This window comes from Kitasatospora sp. NPDC098652, from assembly GCF_044760155.1.
Classification (GTDB): domain Bacteria; phylum Actinomycetota; class Actinomycetes; order Streptomycetales; family Streptomycetaceae; genus Kitasatospora.
In genome coordinates this window covers 81459-96691 of record NZ_JBIWAQ010000018.1, presented here as the reverse complement: position 1 = coordinate 96691, position 15233 = coordinate 81459, and the positions used below count along the sequence as shown (strand labels likewise).

The following is a 15233-nucleotide window of genomic DNA, read 5'->3' as shown; positions in this document are numbered from 1 at the left end:
GGCACGGGCCCGGGCCCGGACCGCATCCGCTGCGGTCCGGGCCCGTGGGTGCTGCTACGAGCCGGCCGTGGCCAGGTCCAGGGTGGTGGCCATCACCGGGCTGGTGAAGGTGTTCGTCGCCTCGCCCGGGTTCTGGTGGTACGAGCCCCACTTGAGGTAGTTGCGGTCGCCGTCCCAGGTGGTGCCCTTGAAGGTCCCCGAACCGGTCGTGAAGGTCTGCTTCCTGCCGTCGAACCAGAAGTCGATCGTCCCGTCGGTGCGACCCAGGTGGATCCTGAGCGCGTAGGCGTGCCACTCGCCGTTCTTCACCGGCGCCGTCCACAGCGGGTGCGCGTTGTGCTCGGTGTCCCACTCCTGGAGCCGCACCCGCGCGTTGGTGATGTCGATCTCGATCGGGTGGTTCGCCGTGCCCTCGCTGGGCGAGCACTTGAGCTGGAACACGTACCGGCTCTGGTCGTCCTTGATGTCCACCTTGGACGACCAGCCCAGGTAGAAGGTGTCGCCGCCCTTGAGGTCCGGGCCGACCGTCTCGCAGCGCTCCTGGTCCGCGGCCTGGAAGGCCCGCCACACCTCGCCCTTGGCGGGGTCCTTGACGACGCCGAAGGTGCTCGGGGCGGCGCACTGCACACCGGGGAAGGAGGACGGGCCGGCCTTGGTGCTCGGGGTCCACAGGACCTTGCCCGCGGCGGCGGTGGTGCCGGCGGTGGCCGAGCCGCAGGAGATCGCGAACACGGCGAGGGCCAGGGCCCCGACGGTGAGCCGGCGGCGGTGGGGCAGAACGGACATGCCACTCCCGGTGGGTGGGGTCGGGTGGTCGGATCGCTGGGTGCGATTCGACCACCCGACGGCCCTGCCGGCCAGGCGGAACGACCGGCGGAAGTACCGTCAGGTCATGTCCGGGCCAATTCTGCCTACGGCTCGTGCCGCTGCCCCTCGCTCCCGGAGCCTCCGGTGCTTCCCGTGCTTCCCGTGCTCCCGGTGCTCCCGGAGTCCCCGGACGACGGTGCGTCGTACGAGGAGGTGCCCTCGTCCAGCAGCGGCTCCTGGGTCTTGAGGTGCGCGGGGGCGAGCGCGCGCAGCGCGTGGTAGCCGGTGATGACGACCAGGGTGCCCAGGGCGATGCCGCTGAGGCTGAACGTGTCGGTGAACTTCAACGTCACGTTGCCGATGCCGATGATGATGCCGGCCGCGGCCGGGACCAGGTTCAGCGGGTTGCGCAGGTCGACCCCGGACTTGGTCCAGATCTGGGCGCCGAGCAGCCCGATCATGCCGTACAGGATGACGGTGATGCCGCCGAGCACCCCGCCGGGGATCGCGGCCACGACCGCGCCGAACTTGGGGCAGACGCCGAACAGCAGGGCGAAGCCGGCCGCGGCCCAGTAGGCGGCGGTGGAGTAGACCCGGGTGGCGGCCATGACGCCGATGTTCTCGGAGTAGGTGGTGTTGGGCGGGCCGCCGAGCGCGGTGGAGAGCACCGAGCCGACGCCGTCCGCGGAGATCGCGGTGCCCAGCCTGCCGTCCAGGTTCTCGCCCGTCATCTCGCCGACGGCCTTGACGTGTCCGGCGTTCTCGGCGACCAGCGCGATCACCACGGGCAGCGCGACCAGCACGGCCGACCACTGGAAGGAGGGGCCGTGGAAGGTGGGCAGGCCGATCCAGTCCGCCTTGCCGACGCCGGAGAGGTCCAGGCGCCAGTGGTCGGTCGGCTGCCCGCCCGGGCCCACCGAGTGGATCTTCCCGAAGACCCGGTCGAAGACCCAGGAGATCCCGTACCCGAAGACCAGTCCGAGGAAGATCGCCACCCGTGACCAGAAGCCGCGCAGGCACACCACCGCCAGGCCGGTGAAGAGCATCACCAGCAGCGCCGTCCACTGGTCCTGCGGCCAGTAGGTGGAGGCGGTGACCGGGGCGAGGTTGAAGCCGATCAGCATGACGACGGCGCCGGTGACGATCGGCGGCATCGTCGCGTGGATGATCCGCGCCCCGAAGTACTGCACCGCCAGTCCCACCAGGAACAGCACCACGCCCACCACGAGCACCGCGCCGGTCACCGTCGCGCTGGTGCCGCCCTGCGCCCGGATCACCGCGGCGACCCCGACGAAGGACAGCGAGCAGCCGAGGTAGCTGGGCACCCGGCCGCGGGTGGCCAGCAGGAAGATCACGGTCGAGACGCCGGACATCATGATCGCCAGGTTGGGGTCGAGCCCCATCAGCACCGGGGCGACGAAGCTCGCCCCGAACATGGCGACCACGTGCTGGGCGCCGAGCCCTGCGGTGCGGGGCCAGGAGAGCCGTTCGTCGGGGCGGACGACCGCTCCCGGTGCGGGCGTGCGCCCGTCACCGTGCAGCTTCCAGCGCACGCCGAGATCCATGTGGGGGTTCCTTCTGTCAACTTACGGGGGGGCTGTCCGCACCATTCTCATGGTCACCAGGGCCCCCGCGCGCCACCGGCCCCGCGCCTGACCTGCGCACTCGCGTACGGGGCCGGGTGCGGGGCGGGCGCCGGGTCAGCGCAGGCCGGCGAAGAGGTCCTGCTCCGGCAGGGCGGCGCCGGTGGTGTCGCGGACCCGGACGAAGGTCTCGGTGCCCATCAGCTCGGTGAAGCGCTCCTTGCCCATCCGCAGGAAGAAGATGTTCTCGCCCTGGCTGGCGTGCGCGGCCAGCGCGTCGTACTTCTGGGCGCCAAAGGCGTGGGTGTCCACCCAGGTGGTGACCTCCTCGTCGGGCAGCCCGATCGGGGGCAGCTCGGGGGGCCCGGCCGGCTCGGAGCCCTCCGCGGCCTCCCCGGCCTGCTCGTCCCCGTCGGTGCCGAACTCCTGCATCGCCGCGAAGAAGCGCTTCATCGCCGAGTGCGGCGCGGTGGTCCAGTACACCTTGGACGCCACGCCGGGGGCCAGTTCCAGGGCGGCCATGGTGATGCGGTGGGCCTGGATGTGGTCGGGGTGGCCGTAGAAGCCGTTCTCGTCGTAGGTGACGACGACGTCCGGCCGGTAGCGGTGCAGCAGTTCGGCCAGCCGGGCGGCGCCCTCGGCGACCGGGGTGCCCCAGAACGAGCCGGGCGCGTCGTTGGCGGCCCAGCCCATCATCCCGGAGTCGCCGTACTCGAGCAGTTCGAGGTGGTCGACGCCCAGGACCCGGCAGCTGGCATCCAGTTCGGTGCGGCGCAGGGCCGCGACCGCCGCCGGGTCGTGCCCGTCCTCGCCGGGCTTGACGCCGCCGGGGCCGTCGCCGCAGGCGCCGTCGGTGCAGGTGACCAGGACGGTGCGGATGCCCTCGGCGGCGTAGCGGGCGAGGACGCCGCCGGTGCCGGTGGCCTCGTCGTCGGGGTGGGCGTGCACTGCCATCAACGTCAGGGGCCGGTCGGCCATGGGTCCGTCCTCGGTTGGTTCGGGTGATCCACCCCCCAGTCTGCCCGGTGGCCCCGACAACCCGCCGCCCGCCCTCGCCGCCGCGGCAGCCGCCGTCCCGCGCCGTTCGATGCGAACTGACATGAATGGTTTTTGGACAAGCCATACACAACAGTTGACGCATCCTCATCCGGTCGCCCACGCTGGGCGACACCAACCACACGATCCACACAACCGGTTGGGCCCCGTCTGCTCGGAAGGGACCCTCACATGCGCCTGCGACGAACCCTCGCGGCCCTGTTCACCAGCCTGATCGCCCTGGTGGGCGTCGCCGTCCTGCCCGCCACCGCCGCCCACGCGGACTCCCCGGGCCAGTGCTCCACCACCCACAGCGGCCCGGTCGCCTCCGCCTACTGCGGCAACGTGCCCAACGGCACCATCTGGCGCGCCCAGGCCGTCTGCCTCTACATCGTCGGCACCACGCCCTACACGTACTGGGTCAACGGCACCATCGTCACCGGCAACGGCTCCTCCGTCGCCTACTGCAACCCCGGCCACTACGCCACCAAGACCATCGAGCCGGTCGTCCTCGGCATCCAGGGCCAGCAGGGCCGCCTGGTCGGCTACGGCGGCAAGTGCATGGACATCGCCAGCGGCCGGGCCAACAAGGGCACCCCCGTGCAGATCTACGACTGCAACGGCACCGGCGCCCAGTGGTGGACCCTGGGCGTCGACAACACCGTGCGCGGCCTGGGCATGTGCCTGAACGTGGTCTGGGGCAGCGCCGACAGCCCCAACGGCACCAAGGTCGAGATCTACGACTGCGTGGGCGCCGCGGGCGAGCAGTGGATCCCGCAGCCCGACGGCTCGTTGAAGAACGTGCTCACCGGCAAGTGCCTGGACGAACTCGGCTTCGACACCTCCAACCGCGCCCAGCTGGGCATCTGGGACTGCAACGGCCTCGCCAACCAGAAGTGGGTCCTCACCCCCTGAGGCCGTCCCCCGCTCCCGTCCGGCTAGGGCGTGTCTTGTGGATCAGGTCGGACCAGACCGCGGCGTCAGGGTGCGTGCATCGCAAGGCGGAGGAGGGAGTCCATGCGGAGCATCGGCGACCGACGACAACGCGGCGAGGTGCGTGCCCTGGCGTCGCGGGCCTGGCCTGATCCACAAGACACGCCCTAGCCCGCACTCCCCGAACGGGTATCCGCCCGGGCCCACCTGAGTACCCGTACTCAGGTGGGCCCGGCGCCCCGCGCACCAGCATGGGAGCCATGCACGCAGCAGCGACCCCGAGGATCGGCATCACCGCCGTCGGCTCCCACCTGCCCGCCCGCCGGATCACCTCCCAGCAGCTCCAGGACGAGATCACCGCCACCGCACAACTCGCTCTGCCCGAACGGATGCTGGAGAAGGCCACCGCCATCCGCACCCGCCACCACCTCACCTCTATCGGACGCACGCCGGCAACAACGTGACTCCTCCCCTGGCTGAGGCCGGGGGCTTCTCGCTAACCCCTTCGGGCGTCGCGACGGGCCAGCCCGGCCCGTAGAACGTTGACGGCTCCCACGGTGTCGGCGTGCGCCCGGTGGCCGCAGCGCACACAGTGGAAGGCTTCCTGGCTGGGCCGGTTCTCCGCCGTGACGTGCCCGCATTCGGGGCAGGTCCGGGAGGTGTTGCGGGGGTCCACGGCGATGATTACCCGTCCGGCGCTTTCAGCCTTGGCGTGCAGGATCGCGAGGAACACCCCCCAACCGGCATCCGATATCGAGCGGTTGAGTCCGGCCTTCGCCGACGCGCCGTTGGGCAGGAAGGTTCCCGGCTGGTTCGGGTCGGGCCTGGGCGCGGGGGCCTTGACCATGTTGCGGATCCGGAGGTCCTCGTGCGCGATGAAGTCGTGCGTACGGACCAGCCGGAGAGCGGTCTTGTGGGCGTGGTCCAGCCTTTGGCGGCGGACCTTGCGGTGCAGGTCCGCGACCCGCTGGACGGCCTTGCGGCGGCGGTTGCCGTGCCGCTCGCAGCGGGCCAGGGCCTGCTGGGCGGGGCGCCGCCCGCCCCGACGCCCTCCTGTTCGGCACCGTCCCGCTCGCCGGCCGCTCCCGCAAACCCGACCGCGCCGCCGCATCCGCCCACTGCGCACGGGAGTTGACCCGATGACCGGCCCCCTCGCCCCGCCCGCCGCCGCCCGCCGGGCCCGCCGCCGCGACCGCACCGTCTACCTGCGCAGCCACCCCCTCCTGTTCGCCCTGCTCTGCGCCACCCGCCACCGCCCCGTCCTGCGCCTGGGCCGCACCCTGCTCGTCCACCACCCCGACGCCTACCGCGAAGCCCTCACCCGCATCCCCCTGCACCGCACCGCCCCCGGCACCACCGGCGCCGCCACCAGCCAACTGGCAGAAACCGCAACCCTGTTCGACCAGGACGGCGCCGACCACCGCACCGCCCGCCGCACCCTCGCCCCCGACCTCGGCGCCACCGCCCTGCCCCGGCTGCGCCCGCTCTGGCAGGCCCTGCTCGCCGAACGGATCCCCGCGCTGGCCACCGGAGACCTCGAACTCGTCGACCTCGCCGCCGAGTTGGCCGCCACCACCGCCGCCGCCCTGACCGGCACCGACACCCCGCCCCGCCAACTCGCCCACGCCGCCCGCGAAACGGCGGCCGCCGCCGCCCGCGACCACCTGCCCGGCCCGCGCCGCAGCGGCCCGACAGCCGCCGAGGCCGCCGCCCGCCTCACCGCCCTGCTGCTCGACCCGCGCCACGCCGTGCTCGCCGTCACCGCCGTCAACACCACCGTCGCCGCCCTGCCCCGGGCCGTCGCCTGGTGCGCCGACGCCCGCCTGTGGCCCACCGTCGACGCCACCACCGCACCCGCCCTCGCCGCCGAACTCCTGCGCCTGACCGCCCCCTCCCCGCTGCTGCCCAGGGCCGCCGCCGCCGACACCACCCTGGCCGGCCACCCCGTGCGCACCGGCGACCGGCTGATCCTCGTCGCCCGCCACGCCGCCCGCGCCCACCACCGCACCCCGCCCGCCGACCCCGCCGCCACCCAGGCCGTCTTCGGCACCGGCCCCCACGCCTGCCCCGGCGCCCACCTCGCCCGCGCCCAACTCGCCGACACCCTCCTCGCGTTGGCCCCCCACCAACCCCGCGTCGTACGCTCCCGCGCCGACCGCCACGCCGCCCTGCCCGGCTACGCCGAACTCACCCTGCGCCGAGGAAGCCGCTGACCATGCGCATCGCCATCACCGGCGCCACCGGCTTCTGCGGCGCCCACCTCGCCCGCGCCGCCGCCCACCTGGGCCTGGACGTCACCTGCCACGGCCGCCGCCCCGGCCCCGTGGGCCGCCACCTGCCCTGGGACGCCACCGCGGCCGACCCCGACCTCGGCGACGCCGACCTCGTCGTCCACTGCGCCGCCGCCGTCGCCGACCTCCCGCCCGGCCACCGGGACGAAGCCCACCAGCACGCCGTCAACGTCACCGGCACCCGCCGCGTCCTGCGCGCCGCCGCCGGCCGCCCCCTCGTCCACGTCAGCAGCGCCAGCGTCTACGACCCGCGCACCACCGCCACCGCCCTCACCGAGGACCACCCCACCGCCGCCGGCCACCTCGACGCCTACGGCCGCACCAAGGCCGCCGCCGAACACCACGCCCTCGCCGCCGGCGCCGTCGTCCTGCGCCCCCGCGCCGTCTACGGCCCCGGCGACCCCCACCTGCTGCCGCCGCTGCTCGCCCGCGCCCGCCGCGGCCTGCTGCCCCTGCCCGGCCCCGACACCACCCTCAGCCTCACCGCCGTCGCCAACCTCACCGACGCCTGCCTGGCCGCCCTCGGCCTCACCGGCACCCCGCCCTGGCCCCCCGGCGCCTACAACATCGCCGACCCCGCCCCCTACCGCCGCGACGCCGCCCTGCGCCACGTCCTGACCGCCCACCGCCTGCCCGCCCGCATCGCCCACCTCCCCGCGCCGCTGGCCCGCCTCGCCGCCCGCACCACCCTGCTGCCCGGCCTCACCCCCTACACCGTCGACCTCCTGGCCCGCGGCGTCGTCCTCGACCTCACCCGCGCCCGCGCCCAGGGCTGGCACCCGCGCCACACCCTGGCCGACTACCGGCCCTGACCCCCACCCCGACTGCCGTGCCGACCTCCTGTCCTGACCTCCCGTCCGGCCCAAGTGGCCCACGGATGCGGCGGTCAATTGGATACCCCGCCGGGGCATCAGCCCTGGCTAGGGTCGGGGCACACGCTGCGCCGCCAGAACGGGCGCACGCCAACGGGAGGGTTATCCATGCGCAAGATCATCATCGGGCTGGCCGCCACCGGCCTACTGCTCGCGGGCACGGTCGCCACCGCCGGCACCGCCAACGCCGCGGGCACGCGCTGCGGCGACTGGAGCACCGCCGAGCCGCTGCTCAAGTACGGCGCCACCGGCGACGCCGTCAGGGAGCTCCAGTGCGAGCTGAACTACTCGCTCAACCCCGACGTCTTCGGCAAGACCACCGTCGACGGGGTCTTCGGCGACGACACCCTGCGCCGCGTTCGCATCTTCCAGGGCTGTATGCCGAACCTCCAGGTCGACGGCGCTGTCGGCCCGCAGACCTGGGGCTCGCTGGACTGGTGGAGTTCCAAGGACGCCTACCCCAACTGCTGAGGCAGCCGGTGGGAACAGCTAGTGGGAACAGCTGGTAGGAACAGCTGGTAGGAAGGGCGCCGGGGGCGGGGCATCCGGATGCCCCGCCCCCGGCGCCCTTCCTACCAGCTGTTCCTACCAGCTGTTCCCACTAGCTGTTCCCACCGGCTGCCTCAGCAGTTGGGGTAGGCGTCCTTGGAACTCCACCAGTCCAGCGAGCCCCAGGTCTGCGGGCCGACAGCGCCGTCGACCTGGAGGTTCGGCATACAGCCCTGGAAGATGCGAACGCGGCGCAGGGTGTCGTCGCCGAAGACCCCGTCGACGGTGGTCTTGCCGAAGACGTCGGGGTTGAGCGAGTAGTTCAGCTCGCACTGGAGCTCCCTGACGGCGTCGCCGGTGGCGCCGTACTTGAGCAGCGGCTCGGCGGTGCTCCAGTCGCCGCAGCGCGTGCCCGCGGCGTTGGCGGTGCCGGCGGTGGCGACCGTGCCCGCGAGCAGTAGGCCGGTGGCGGCCAGCCCGATGATGATCTTGCGCATGGATAACCCTCCCGTTGGCGTGCGCCCGTTCTGGCGGCGCAGCGTGTGCCCCGACCCTAGCCAGGGCTGATGCCCCGGCGGGGTATCCAATTGACCGCCGCATCCGTGGGCCACTTGGGCCGGACGGGAGGTCAGGACAGGAGGTCGGCACGGCAGTCGGGGTGGGGGTCAGGGCCGGTAGTCGGCCAGGGTGTGGCGCGGGTGCCAGCCCTGGGCGCGGGCGCGGGTGAGGTCGAGGACGACGCCGCGGGCCAGGAGGTCGACGGTGTAGGGGGTGAGGCCGGGCAGCAGGGTGGTGCGGGCGGCGAGGCGGGCCAGCGGCGCGGGGAGGTGGGCGATGCGGGCGGGCAGGCGGTGGGCGGTCAGGACGTGGCGCAGGGCGGCGTCGCGGCGGTAGGGGGCGGGGTCGGCGATGTTGTAGGCGCCGGGGGGCCAGGGCGGGGTGCCGGTGAGGCCGAGGGCGGCCAGGCAGGCGTCGGTGAGGTTGGCGACGGCGGTGAGGCTGAGGGTGGTGTCGGGGCCGGGCAGGGGCAGCAGGCCGCGGCGGGCGCGGGCGAGCAGCGGCGGCAGCAGGTGGGGGTCGCCGGGGCCGTAGACGGCGCGGGGGCGCAGGACGACGGCGCCGGCGGCGAGGGCGTGGTGTTCGGCGGCGGCCTTGGTGCGGCCGTAGGCGTCGAGGTGGCCGGCGGCGGTGGGGTGGTCCTCGGTGAGGGCGGTGGCGGTGGTGCGCGGGTCGTAGACGCTGGCGCTGCTGACGTGGACGAGGGGGCGGCCGGCGGCGGCGCGCAGGACGCGGCGGGTGCCGGTGACGTTGACGGCGTGCTGGTGGGCTTCGTCCCGGTGGCCGGGCGGGAGGTCGGCGACGGCGGCGGCGCAGTGGACGACGAGGTCGGCGTCGCCGAGGTCGGGGTCGGCCGCGGTGGCGTCCCAGGGCAGGTGGCGGCCCACGGGGCCGGGGCGGCGGCCGTGGCAGGTGACGTCCAGGCCCAGGTGGGCGGCGGCGCGGGCGAGGTGGGCGCCGCAGAAGCCGGTGGCGCCGGTGATGGCGATGCGCATGGTCAGCGGCTTCCTCGGCGCAGGGTGAGTTCGGCGTAGCCGGGCAGGGCGGCGTGGCGGTCGGCGCGGGAGCGTACGACGCGGGGTTGGTGGGGGGCCAACGCGAGGAGGGTGTCGGCGAGTTGGGCGCGGGCGAGGTGGGCGCCGGGGCAGGCGTGGGGGCCGGTGCCGAAGACGGCCTGGGTGGCGGCGGGGTCGGCGGGCGGGGTGCGGTGGTGGGCGCGGGCGGCGTGGCGGGCGACGAGGATCAGCCGGTCGCCGGTGCGCACGGGGTGGCCGGCCAGGGTGGTGTCGGCGGCGGCGGCCCTGGGCAGCAGCGGGGAGGGGGCGGTCAGGCGCAGGAGTTCGGCGGCGAGGGCGGGTGCGGTGGTGGCGTCGACGGTGGGCCACAGGCGGGCGTCGGCGCACCAGGCGACGGCCCGGGGCAGGGCGGCGACGGTGGTGTTGACGGCGGTGACGGCGAGCACGGCGTGGCGCGGGTCGAGCAGCAGGGCGGTGAGGCGGGCGGCGGCCTCGGCGGCTGTCGGGCCGCTGCGGCGCGGGCCGGGCAGGTGGTCGCGGGCGGCGGCGGCCGCCGTTTCGCGGGCGGCGTGGGCGAGTTGGCGGGGCGGGGTGTCGGTGCCGGTCAGGGCGGCGGCGGTGGTGGCGGCCAACTCGGCGGCGAGGTCGACGAGTTCGAGGTCTCCGGTGGCCAGCGCGGGGATCCGTTCGGCGAGCAGGGCCTGCCAGAGCGGGCGCAGCCGGGGCAGGGCGGTGGCGCCGAGGTCGGGGGCGAGGGTGCGGCGGGCGGTGCGGTGGTCGGCGCCGTCCTGGTCGAACAGGGTTGCGGTTTCTGCCAGTTGGCTGGTGGCGGCGCCGGTGGTGCCGGGGGCGGTGCGGTGCAGGGGGATGCGGGTGAGGGCTTCGCGGTAGGCGTCGGGGTGGTGGACGAGCAGGGTGCGGCCCAGGCGCAGGACGGGGCGGTGGCGGGTGGCGCAGAGCAGGGCGAACAGGAGGGGGTGGCTGCGCAGGTAGACGGTGCGGTCGCGGCGGCGGGCCCGGCGGGCGGCGGCGGGCGGGGCGAGGGGGCCGGTCATCGGGTCAACTCCCGTGCGCAGTGGGCGGATGCGGCGGCGCGGTCGGGTTTGCGGGAGCGGCCGGCGAGCGGGACGGTGCCGAACAGGAGGGCGTCGGGGCGGGCGGCGCCCCGCCCAGCAGGCCCTGGCCCGCTGCGAGCGGCACGGCAACCGCCGCCGCAAGGCCGTCCAGCGGGTCGCGGACCTGCACCGCAAGGTCCGCCGCCAAAGGCTGGACCACGCCCACAAGACCGCTCTCCGGCTGGTCCGTACGCACGACTTCATCGCGCACGAGGACCTCCGGATCCGCAACATGGTCAAGGCCCCCGCGCCCAGGCCCGACCCGAACCAGCCGGGAACCTTCCTGCCCAACGGCGCGTCGGCGAAGGCCGGACTCAACCGCTCGATATCGGATGCCGGTTGGGGGGTGTTCCTCGCGATCCTGCACGCCAAGGCTGAAAGCGCCGGACGGGTAATCATCGCCGTGGACCCCCGCAACACCTCCCGGACCTGCCCCGAATGCGGGCACGTCACGGCGGAGAACCGGCCCAGCCAGGAAGCCTTCCACTGTGTGCGCTGCGGCCACCGGGCGCACGCCGACACCGTGGGAGCCGTCAACGTTCTACGGGCCGGGCTGGCCCGTCGCGACGCCCGAAGGGGTTAGCGAGAAGCCCCCGGCCTCAGCCAGGGGAGGAGTCACGTTGTTGCCGGCGTGCGTCCGATAGAGGTGAGGTGGTGGCGGGTGCGGATGGCGGTGGCCTTCTCCAGCATCCGTTCGGGCAGAGCGAGTTGTGCGGTGGCGGTGATCTCGTCCTGGAGCTGCTGGGAGGTGATCCGGCGGGCGGGCAGGTGGGAGCCGACGGCGGTGATGCCGATCCTCGGGGTCGCTGCTGCGTGCATGGCTCCCATGCTGGTGCGCGGGGCGCCGGGCCCACCTGAGTACGGGTACTCAGGTGGGCCCGGGCGGATACCCGTTCGGGGAGTGCGGGCTAGGGCGTGTCTTGTGGATCAGGCCAGGCCCGCGACGCCAGGGCACGCACCTCGCCGCGTTGTCGTCGGTCGCCGATGCTCCGCATGGACTCCCTCCTCCGCCTTGCGATGCACGCACCCTGACGCCGCGGTCTGGTCCGACCTGATCCACAAGACACGCCCTAGCCGGACGGGAGCGGGGGACGGCCTCAGGGGGTGAGGACCCACTTCTGGTTGGCGAGGCCGTTGCAGTCCCAGATGCCCAGCTGGGCGCGGTTGGAGGTGTCGAAGCCGAGTTCGTCCAGGCACTTGCCGGTGAGCACGTTCTTCAACGAGCCGTCGGGCTGCGGGATCCACTGCTCGCCCGCGGCGCCCACGCAGTCGTAGATCTCGACCTTGGTGCCGTTGGGGCTGTCGGCGCTGCCCCAGACCACGTTCAGGCACATGCCCAGGCCGCGCACGGTGTTGTCGACGCCCAGGGTCCACCACTGGGCGCCGGTGCCGTTGCAGTCGTAGATCTGCACGGGGGTGCCCTTGTTGGCCCGGCCGCTGGCGATGTCCATGCACTTGCCGCCGTAGCCGACCAGGCGGCCCTGCTGGCCCTGGATGCCGAGGACGACCGGCTCGATGGTCTTGGTGGCGTAGTGGCCGGGGTTGCAGTAGGCGACGGAGGAGCCGTTGCCGGTGACGATGGTGCCGTTGACCCAGTACGTGTAGGGCGTGGTGCCGACGATGTAGAGGCAGACGGCCTGGGCGCGCCAGATGGTGCCGTTGGGCACGTTGCCGCAGTAGGCGGAGGCGACCGGGCCGCTGTGGGTGGTGGAGCACTGGCCCGGGGAGTCCGCGTGGGCGGCGGTGGCGGGCAGGACGGCGACGCCCACCAGGGCGATCAGGCTGGTGAACAGGGCCGCGAGGGTTCGTCGCAGGCGCATGTGAGGGTCCCTTCCGAGCAGACGGGGCCCAACCGGTTGTGTGGATCGTGTGGTTGGTGTCGCCCAGCGTGGGCGACCGGATGAGGATGCGTCAACTGTTGTGTATGGCTTGTCCAAAAACCATTCATGTCAGTTCGCATCGAACGGCGCGGGACGGCGGCTGCCGCGGCGGCGAGGGCGGGCGGCGGGTTGTCGGGGCCACCGGGCAGACTGGGGGGTGGATCACCCGAACCAACCGAGGACGGACCCATGGCCGACCGGCCCCTGACGTTGATGGCAGTGCACGCCCACCCCGACGACGAGGCCACCGGCACCGGCGGCGTCCTCGCCCGCTACGCCGCCGAGGGCATCCGCACCGTCCTGGTCACCTGCACCGACGGCGCCTGCGGCGACGGCCCCGGCGGCGTCAAGCCCGGCGAGGACGGGCACGACCCGGCGGCGGTCGCGGCCCTGCGCCGCACCGAACTGGATGCCAGCTGCCGGGTCCTGGGCGTCGACCACCTCGAACTGCTCGAGTACGGCGACTCCGGGATGATGGGCTGGGCCGCCAACGACGCGCCCGGCTCGTTCTGGGGCACCCCGGTCGCCGAGGGCGCCGCCCGGCTGGCCGAACTGCTGCACCGCTACCGGCCGGACGTCGTCGTCACCTACGACGAGAACGGCTTCTACGGCCACCCCGACCACATCCAGGCCCACCGCATCACCATGGCCGCCCTGGAACTGGCCCCCGGCGTGGCGTCCAAGGTGTACTGGACCACCGCGCCGCACTCGGCGATGAAGCGCTTCTTCGCGGCGATGCAGGAGTTCGGCACCGACGGGGACGAGCAGGCCGGGGAGGCCGCGGAGGGCTCCGAGCCGGCCGGGCCCCCCGAGCTGCCCCCGATCGGGCTGCCCGACGAGGAGGTCACCACCTGGGTGGACACCCACGCCTTTGGCGCCCAGAAGTACGACGCGCTGGCCGCGCACGCCAGCCAGGGCGAGAACATCTTCTTCCTGCGGATGGGCAAGGAGCGCTTCACCGAGCTGATGGGCACCGAGACCTTCGTCCGGGTCCGCGACACCACCGGCGCCGCCCTGCCGGAGCAGGACCTCTTCGCCGGCCTGCGCTGACCCGGCGCCCGCCCCGCACCCGGCCCCGTACGCGAGTGCGCAGGTCAGGCGCGGGGCCGGTGGCGCGCGGGGGCCCTGGTGACCATGAGAATGGTGCGGACAGCCCCCCCGTAAGTTGACAGAAGGAACCCCCACATGGATCTCGGCGTGCGCTGGAAGCTGCACGGTGACGGGCGCACGCCCGCACCGGGAGCGGTCGTCCGCCCCGACGAACGGCTCTCCTGGCCCCGCACCGCAGGGCTCGGCGCCCAGCACGTGGTCGCCATGTTCGGGGCGAGCTTCGTCGCCCCGGTGCTGATGGGGCTCGACCCCAACCTGGCGATCATGATGTCCGGCGTCTCGACCGTGATCTTCCTGCTGGCCACCCGCGGCCGGGTGCCCAGCTACCTCGGCTGCTCGCTGTCCTTCGTCGGGGTCGCCGCGGTGATCCGGGCGCAGGGCGGCACCAGCGCGACGGTGACCGGCGCGGTGCTCGTGGTGGGCGTGGTGCTGTTCCTGGTGGGACTGGCGGTGCAGTACTTCGGGGCGCGGATCATCCACGCGACGATGCCGCCGATCGTCACCGGCGCCGTCGTCATGCTGATCGGCTTCAACCTCGCCCCGGTCACCGCCTCCACCTACTGGCCGCAGGACCAGTGGACGGCGCTGCTGGTGATGCTCTTCACCGGCCTGGCGGTGGTGTGCCTGCGCGGCTTCTGGTCACGGGTGGCGATCTTCCTCGGACTGGTCTTCGGGTACGGGATCTCCTGGGTCTTCGACCGGGTCTTCGGGAAGATCCACTCGGTGGGCCCGGGCGGGCAGCCGACCGACCACTGGCGCCTGGACCTCTCCGGCGTCGGCAAGGCGGACTGGATCGGCCTGCCCACCTTCCACGGCCCCTCCTTCCAGTGGTCGGCCGTGCTGGTCGCGCTGCCCGTGGTGATCGCGCTGGTCGCCGAGAACGCCGGACACGTCAAGGCCGTCGGCGAGATGACGGGCGAGAACCTGGACGGCAGGCTGGGCACCGCGATCTCCGCGGACGGCGTCGGCTCGGTGCTCTCCACCGCGCTCGGCGGCCCGCCCAACACCACCTACTCCGAGAACATCGGCGTCATGGCCGCCACCCGGGTCTACTCCACCGCCGCCTACTGGGCCGCGGCCGGCTTCGCCCTGCTGTTCGGCGTCTGCCCCAAGTTCGGCGCGGTCGTGGCCGCGATCCCCGGCGGGGTGCTCGGCGGCATCACCGTCATCCTGTACGGCATGATCGGGCTGCTCGGCGCCCAGATCTGGACCAAGTCCGGGGTCGACCTGCGCAACCCGCTGAACCTGGTCCCGGCCGCGGCCGGCATCATCATCGGCATCGGCAACGTGACGTTGAAGTTCACCGACACGTTCAGCCTCAGCGGCATCGCCCTGGGCACCCTGGTCGTCATCACCGGCTACCACGCGCTGCGCGCGCTCGCCCCCGCGCACCTCAAGACCCAGGAGCCGCTGCTGGACGAGGGCACCTCCTCGTACGACGCACCGTCGTCCGGGGACTCCGGGAGCACCGGGAGCACGGGAAGCACGGGAAGCACCGGAGGCTCCGGGAGCGAGGGGCAGCGGCACGAGCCGTAGGCAGAATT

The 15233-nt window shown here is 73.6% G+C and carries 15 protein-coding genes and 2 pseudogenes; 8 read left to right on the top strand and 9 right to left on the bottom strand.

Annotated elements, in window-relative coordinates:
- Nucleotides 1-54: 54 nt before the first annotated feature.
- From ACIQWA_RS30700 to ACIQWA_RS30690, 3 genes are all read right to left on the bottom strand, one after another.
- A complete protein-coding gene (locus tag ACIQWA_RS30700) occupies nucleotides 55-786 on the bottom strand; it encodes a heparin lyase I family protein (protein ID WP_402487990.1) in 732 nt (243 codons plus the stop codon).
- A 125-nt stretch (nucleotides 787-911) separates the two neighbouring features.
- The gene (locus ACIQWA_RS30695) at nucleotides 912-2372 is read right to left on the bottom strand and encodes a uracil-xanthine permease family protein (protein WP_402487991.1); all 1461 of its coding nucleotides are present in this window, start codon (nucleotides 2370-2372) and stop codon (nucleotides 912-914) included.
- A 135-nt stretch (nucleotides 2373-2507) separates the two neighbouring features.
- Complete coding sequence (locus ACIQWA_RS30690; RefSeq protein ID WP_402487992.1) at nucleotides 2508-3368, bottom strand: PIG-L family deacetylase; 861 nt, start codon at nucleotides 3366-3368, stop codon at nucleotides 2508-2510.
- 249 nt (nucleotides 3369-3617) lie between these two features.
- Here ACIQWA_RS30690 and ACIQWA_RS30685 point away from each other — a divergent pair, with 249 nt between their 5' ends.
- Nucleotides 3618-4340 carry a ricin-type beta-trefoil lectin domain protein gene (locus tag ACIQWA_RS30685; RefSeq protein WP_402487994.1) on the top strand — a complete coding sequence of 241 codons (723 nt, stop codon included), beginning with the start codon at nucleotides 3618-3620 and terminating at the stop codon, nucleotides 4338-4340.
- Between the two features lie 278 nt (nucleotides 4341-4618).
- Complete coding sequence (locus ACIQWA_RS30680) at nucleotides 4619-4822, top strand: hypothetical protein (protein ID WP_402487996.1); 204 nt, start codon at nucleotides 4619-4621, stop codon at nucleotides 4820-4822.
- Between the two features lie 32 nt (nucleotides 4823-4854).
- Here ACIQWA_RS30680 and ACIQWA_RS30675 read toward each other — a convergent pair.
- A pseudogene (locus tag ACIQWA_RS30675) lies at nucleotides 4855-5385 on the bottom strand (RNA-guided endonuclease InsQ/TnpB family protein); the annotation flags it as partial.
- A 112-nt stretch (nucleotides 5386-5497) separates the two neighbouring features.
- Here ACIQWA_RS30675 and ACIQWA_RS30670 point away from each other — a divergent pair.
- The 3 genes from ACIQWA_RS30670 (at nucleotide 5498) to ACIQWA_RS30660 (ending at nucleotide 7992) form a co-directional block, all read left to right on the top strand.
- Entirely contained in the window at nucleotides 5498-6571 is a 1074-nt protein-coding gene (locus ACIQWA_RS30670) for a cytochrome P450 (protein WP_402487998.1), read from the top strand.
- A 2-nt stretch (nucleotides 6572-6573) separates the two neighbouring features.
- The gene (locus ACIQWA_RS30665) at nucleotides 6574-7461 is read left to right on the top strand and encodes an NAD-dependent epimerase/dehydratase family protein (protein ID WP_402488000.1); all 888 of its coding nucleotides are present in this window, start codon (nucleotides 6574-6576) and stop codon (nucleotides 7459-7461) included.
- 168 nt (nucleotides 7462-7629) lie between these two features.
- The gene (locus ACIQWA_RS30660) at nucleotides 7630-7992 is read left to right on the top strand and encodes a peptidoglycan-binding protein (protein WP_402488001.1); all 363 of its coding nucleotides are present in this window, start codon (nucleotides 7630-7632) and stop codon (nucleotides 7990-7992) included.
- A 152-nt stretch (nucleotides 7993-8144) separates the two neighbouring features.
- On the opposite strand, the gene ACIQWA_RS30655 is transcribed toward ACIQWA_RS30660, so the two are convergent.
- The 3 genes from ACIQWA_RS30655 to ACIQWA_RS30645 all read right to left on the bottom strand — a co-directional run bounded on the left by ACIQWA_RS30655 (nucleotide 8145) and on the right by ACIQWA_RS30645 (nucleotide 10639).
- Complete coding sequence (locus ACIQWA_RS30655) at nucleotides 8145-8507, bottom strand: peptidoglycan-binding protein (protein WP_402488001.1); 363 nt, start codon at nucleotides 8505-8507, stop codon at nucleotides 8145-8147.
- Nucleotides 8508-8675: 168 nt separating this feature from the next.
- On the bottom strand, nucleotides 8676-9563 hold the full coding sequence (locus ACIQWA_RS30650; protein WP_402488000.1) for an NAD-dependent epimerase/dehydratase family protein: 888 nt from the start codon (nucleotides 9561-9563) through the stop codon (nucleotides 8676-8678).
- Nucleotides 9564-9565: 2 nt separating this feature from the next.
- Nucleotides 9566-10639, bottom strand: coding sequence for a cytochrome P450 (locus tag ACIQWA_RS30645; RefSeq protein WP_402487998.1), 1074 nt, complete (start codon nucleotides 10637-10639; stop codon nucleotides 9566-9568).
- Nucleotides 10640-10751: 112 nt separating this feature from the next.
- Here ACIQWA_RS30645 and ACIQWA_RS30640 point away from each other — a divergent pair.
- A pseudogene (locus ACIQWA_RS30640) lies at nucleotides 10752-11282 on the top strand (RNA-guided endonuclease InsQ/TnpB family protein); the annotation flags it as partial.
- Nucleotides 11283-11314: 32 nt separating this feature from the next.
- On the opposite strand, the gene ACIQWA_RS30635 reads toward ACIQWA_RS30640, so the two are convergent.
- The gene (locus ACIQWA_RS30635) at nucleotides 11315-11518 is read right to left on the bottom strand and encodes a hypothetical protein (RefSeq protein WP_402487996.1); all 204 of its coding nucleotides are present in this window, start codon (nucleotides 11516-11518) and stop codon (nucleotides 11315-11317) included.
- Nucleotides 11519-11796: 278 nt separating this feature from the next.
- Nucleotides 11797-12519, bottom strand: coding sequence for a ricin-type beta-trefoil lectin domain protein (locus ACIQWA_RS30630; protein ID WP_402487994.1), 723 nt, complete (start codon nucleotides 12517-12519; stop codon nucleotides 11797-11799).
- 249 nt (nucleotides 12520-12768) lie between these two features.
- Here ACIQWA_RS30630 and ACIQWA_RS30625 point away from each other — a divergent pair, with 249 nt between their 5' ends.
- Together ACIQWA_RS30625 and ACIQWA_RS30620 are read left to right on the top strand one after the other, a co-directional pair.
- On the top strand, nucleotides 12769-13629 hold the full coding sequence (locus ACIQWA_RS30625; protein ID WP_402487992.1) for a PIG-L family deacetylase: 861 nt from the start codon (nucleotides 12769-12771) through the stop codon (nucleotides 13627-13629).
- A gap of 135 nt (nucleotides 13630-13764) precedes the next feature.
- Entirely contained in the window at nucleotides 13765-15225 is a 1461-nt protein-coding gene (locus tag ACIQWA_RS30620; protein WP_402487991.1) for a uracil-xanthine permease family protein, read from the top strand.
- The last annotated feature ends 8 nt before the right edge of the window (nucleotides 15226-15233 follow it).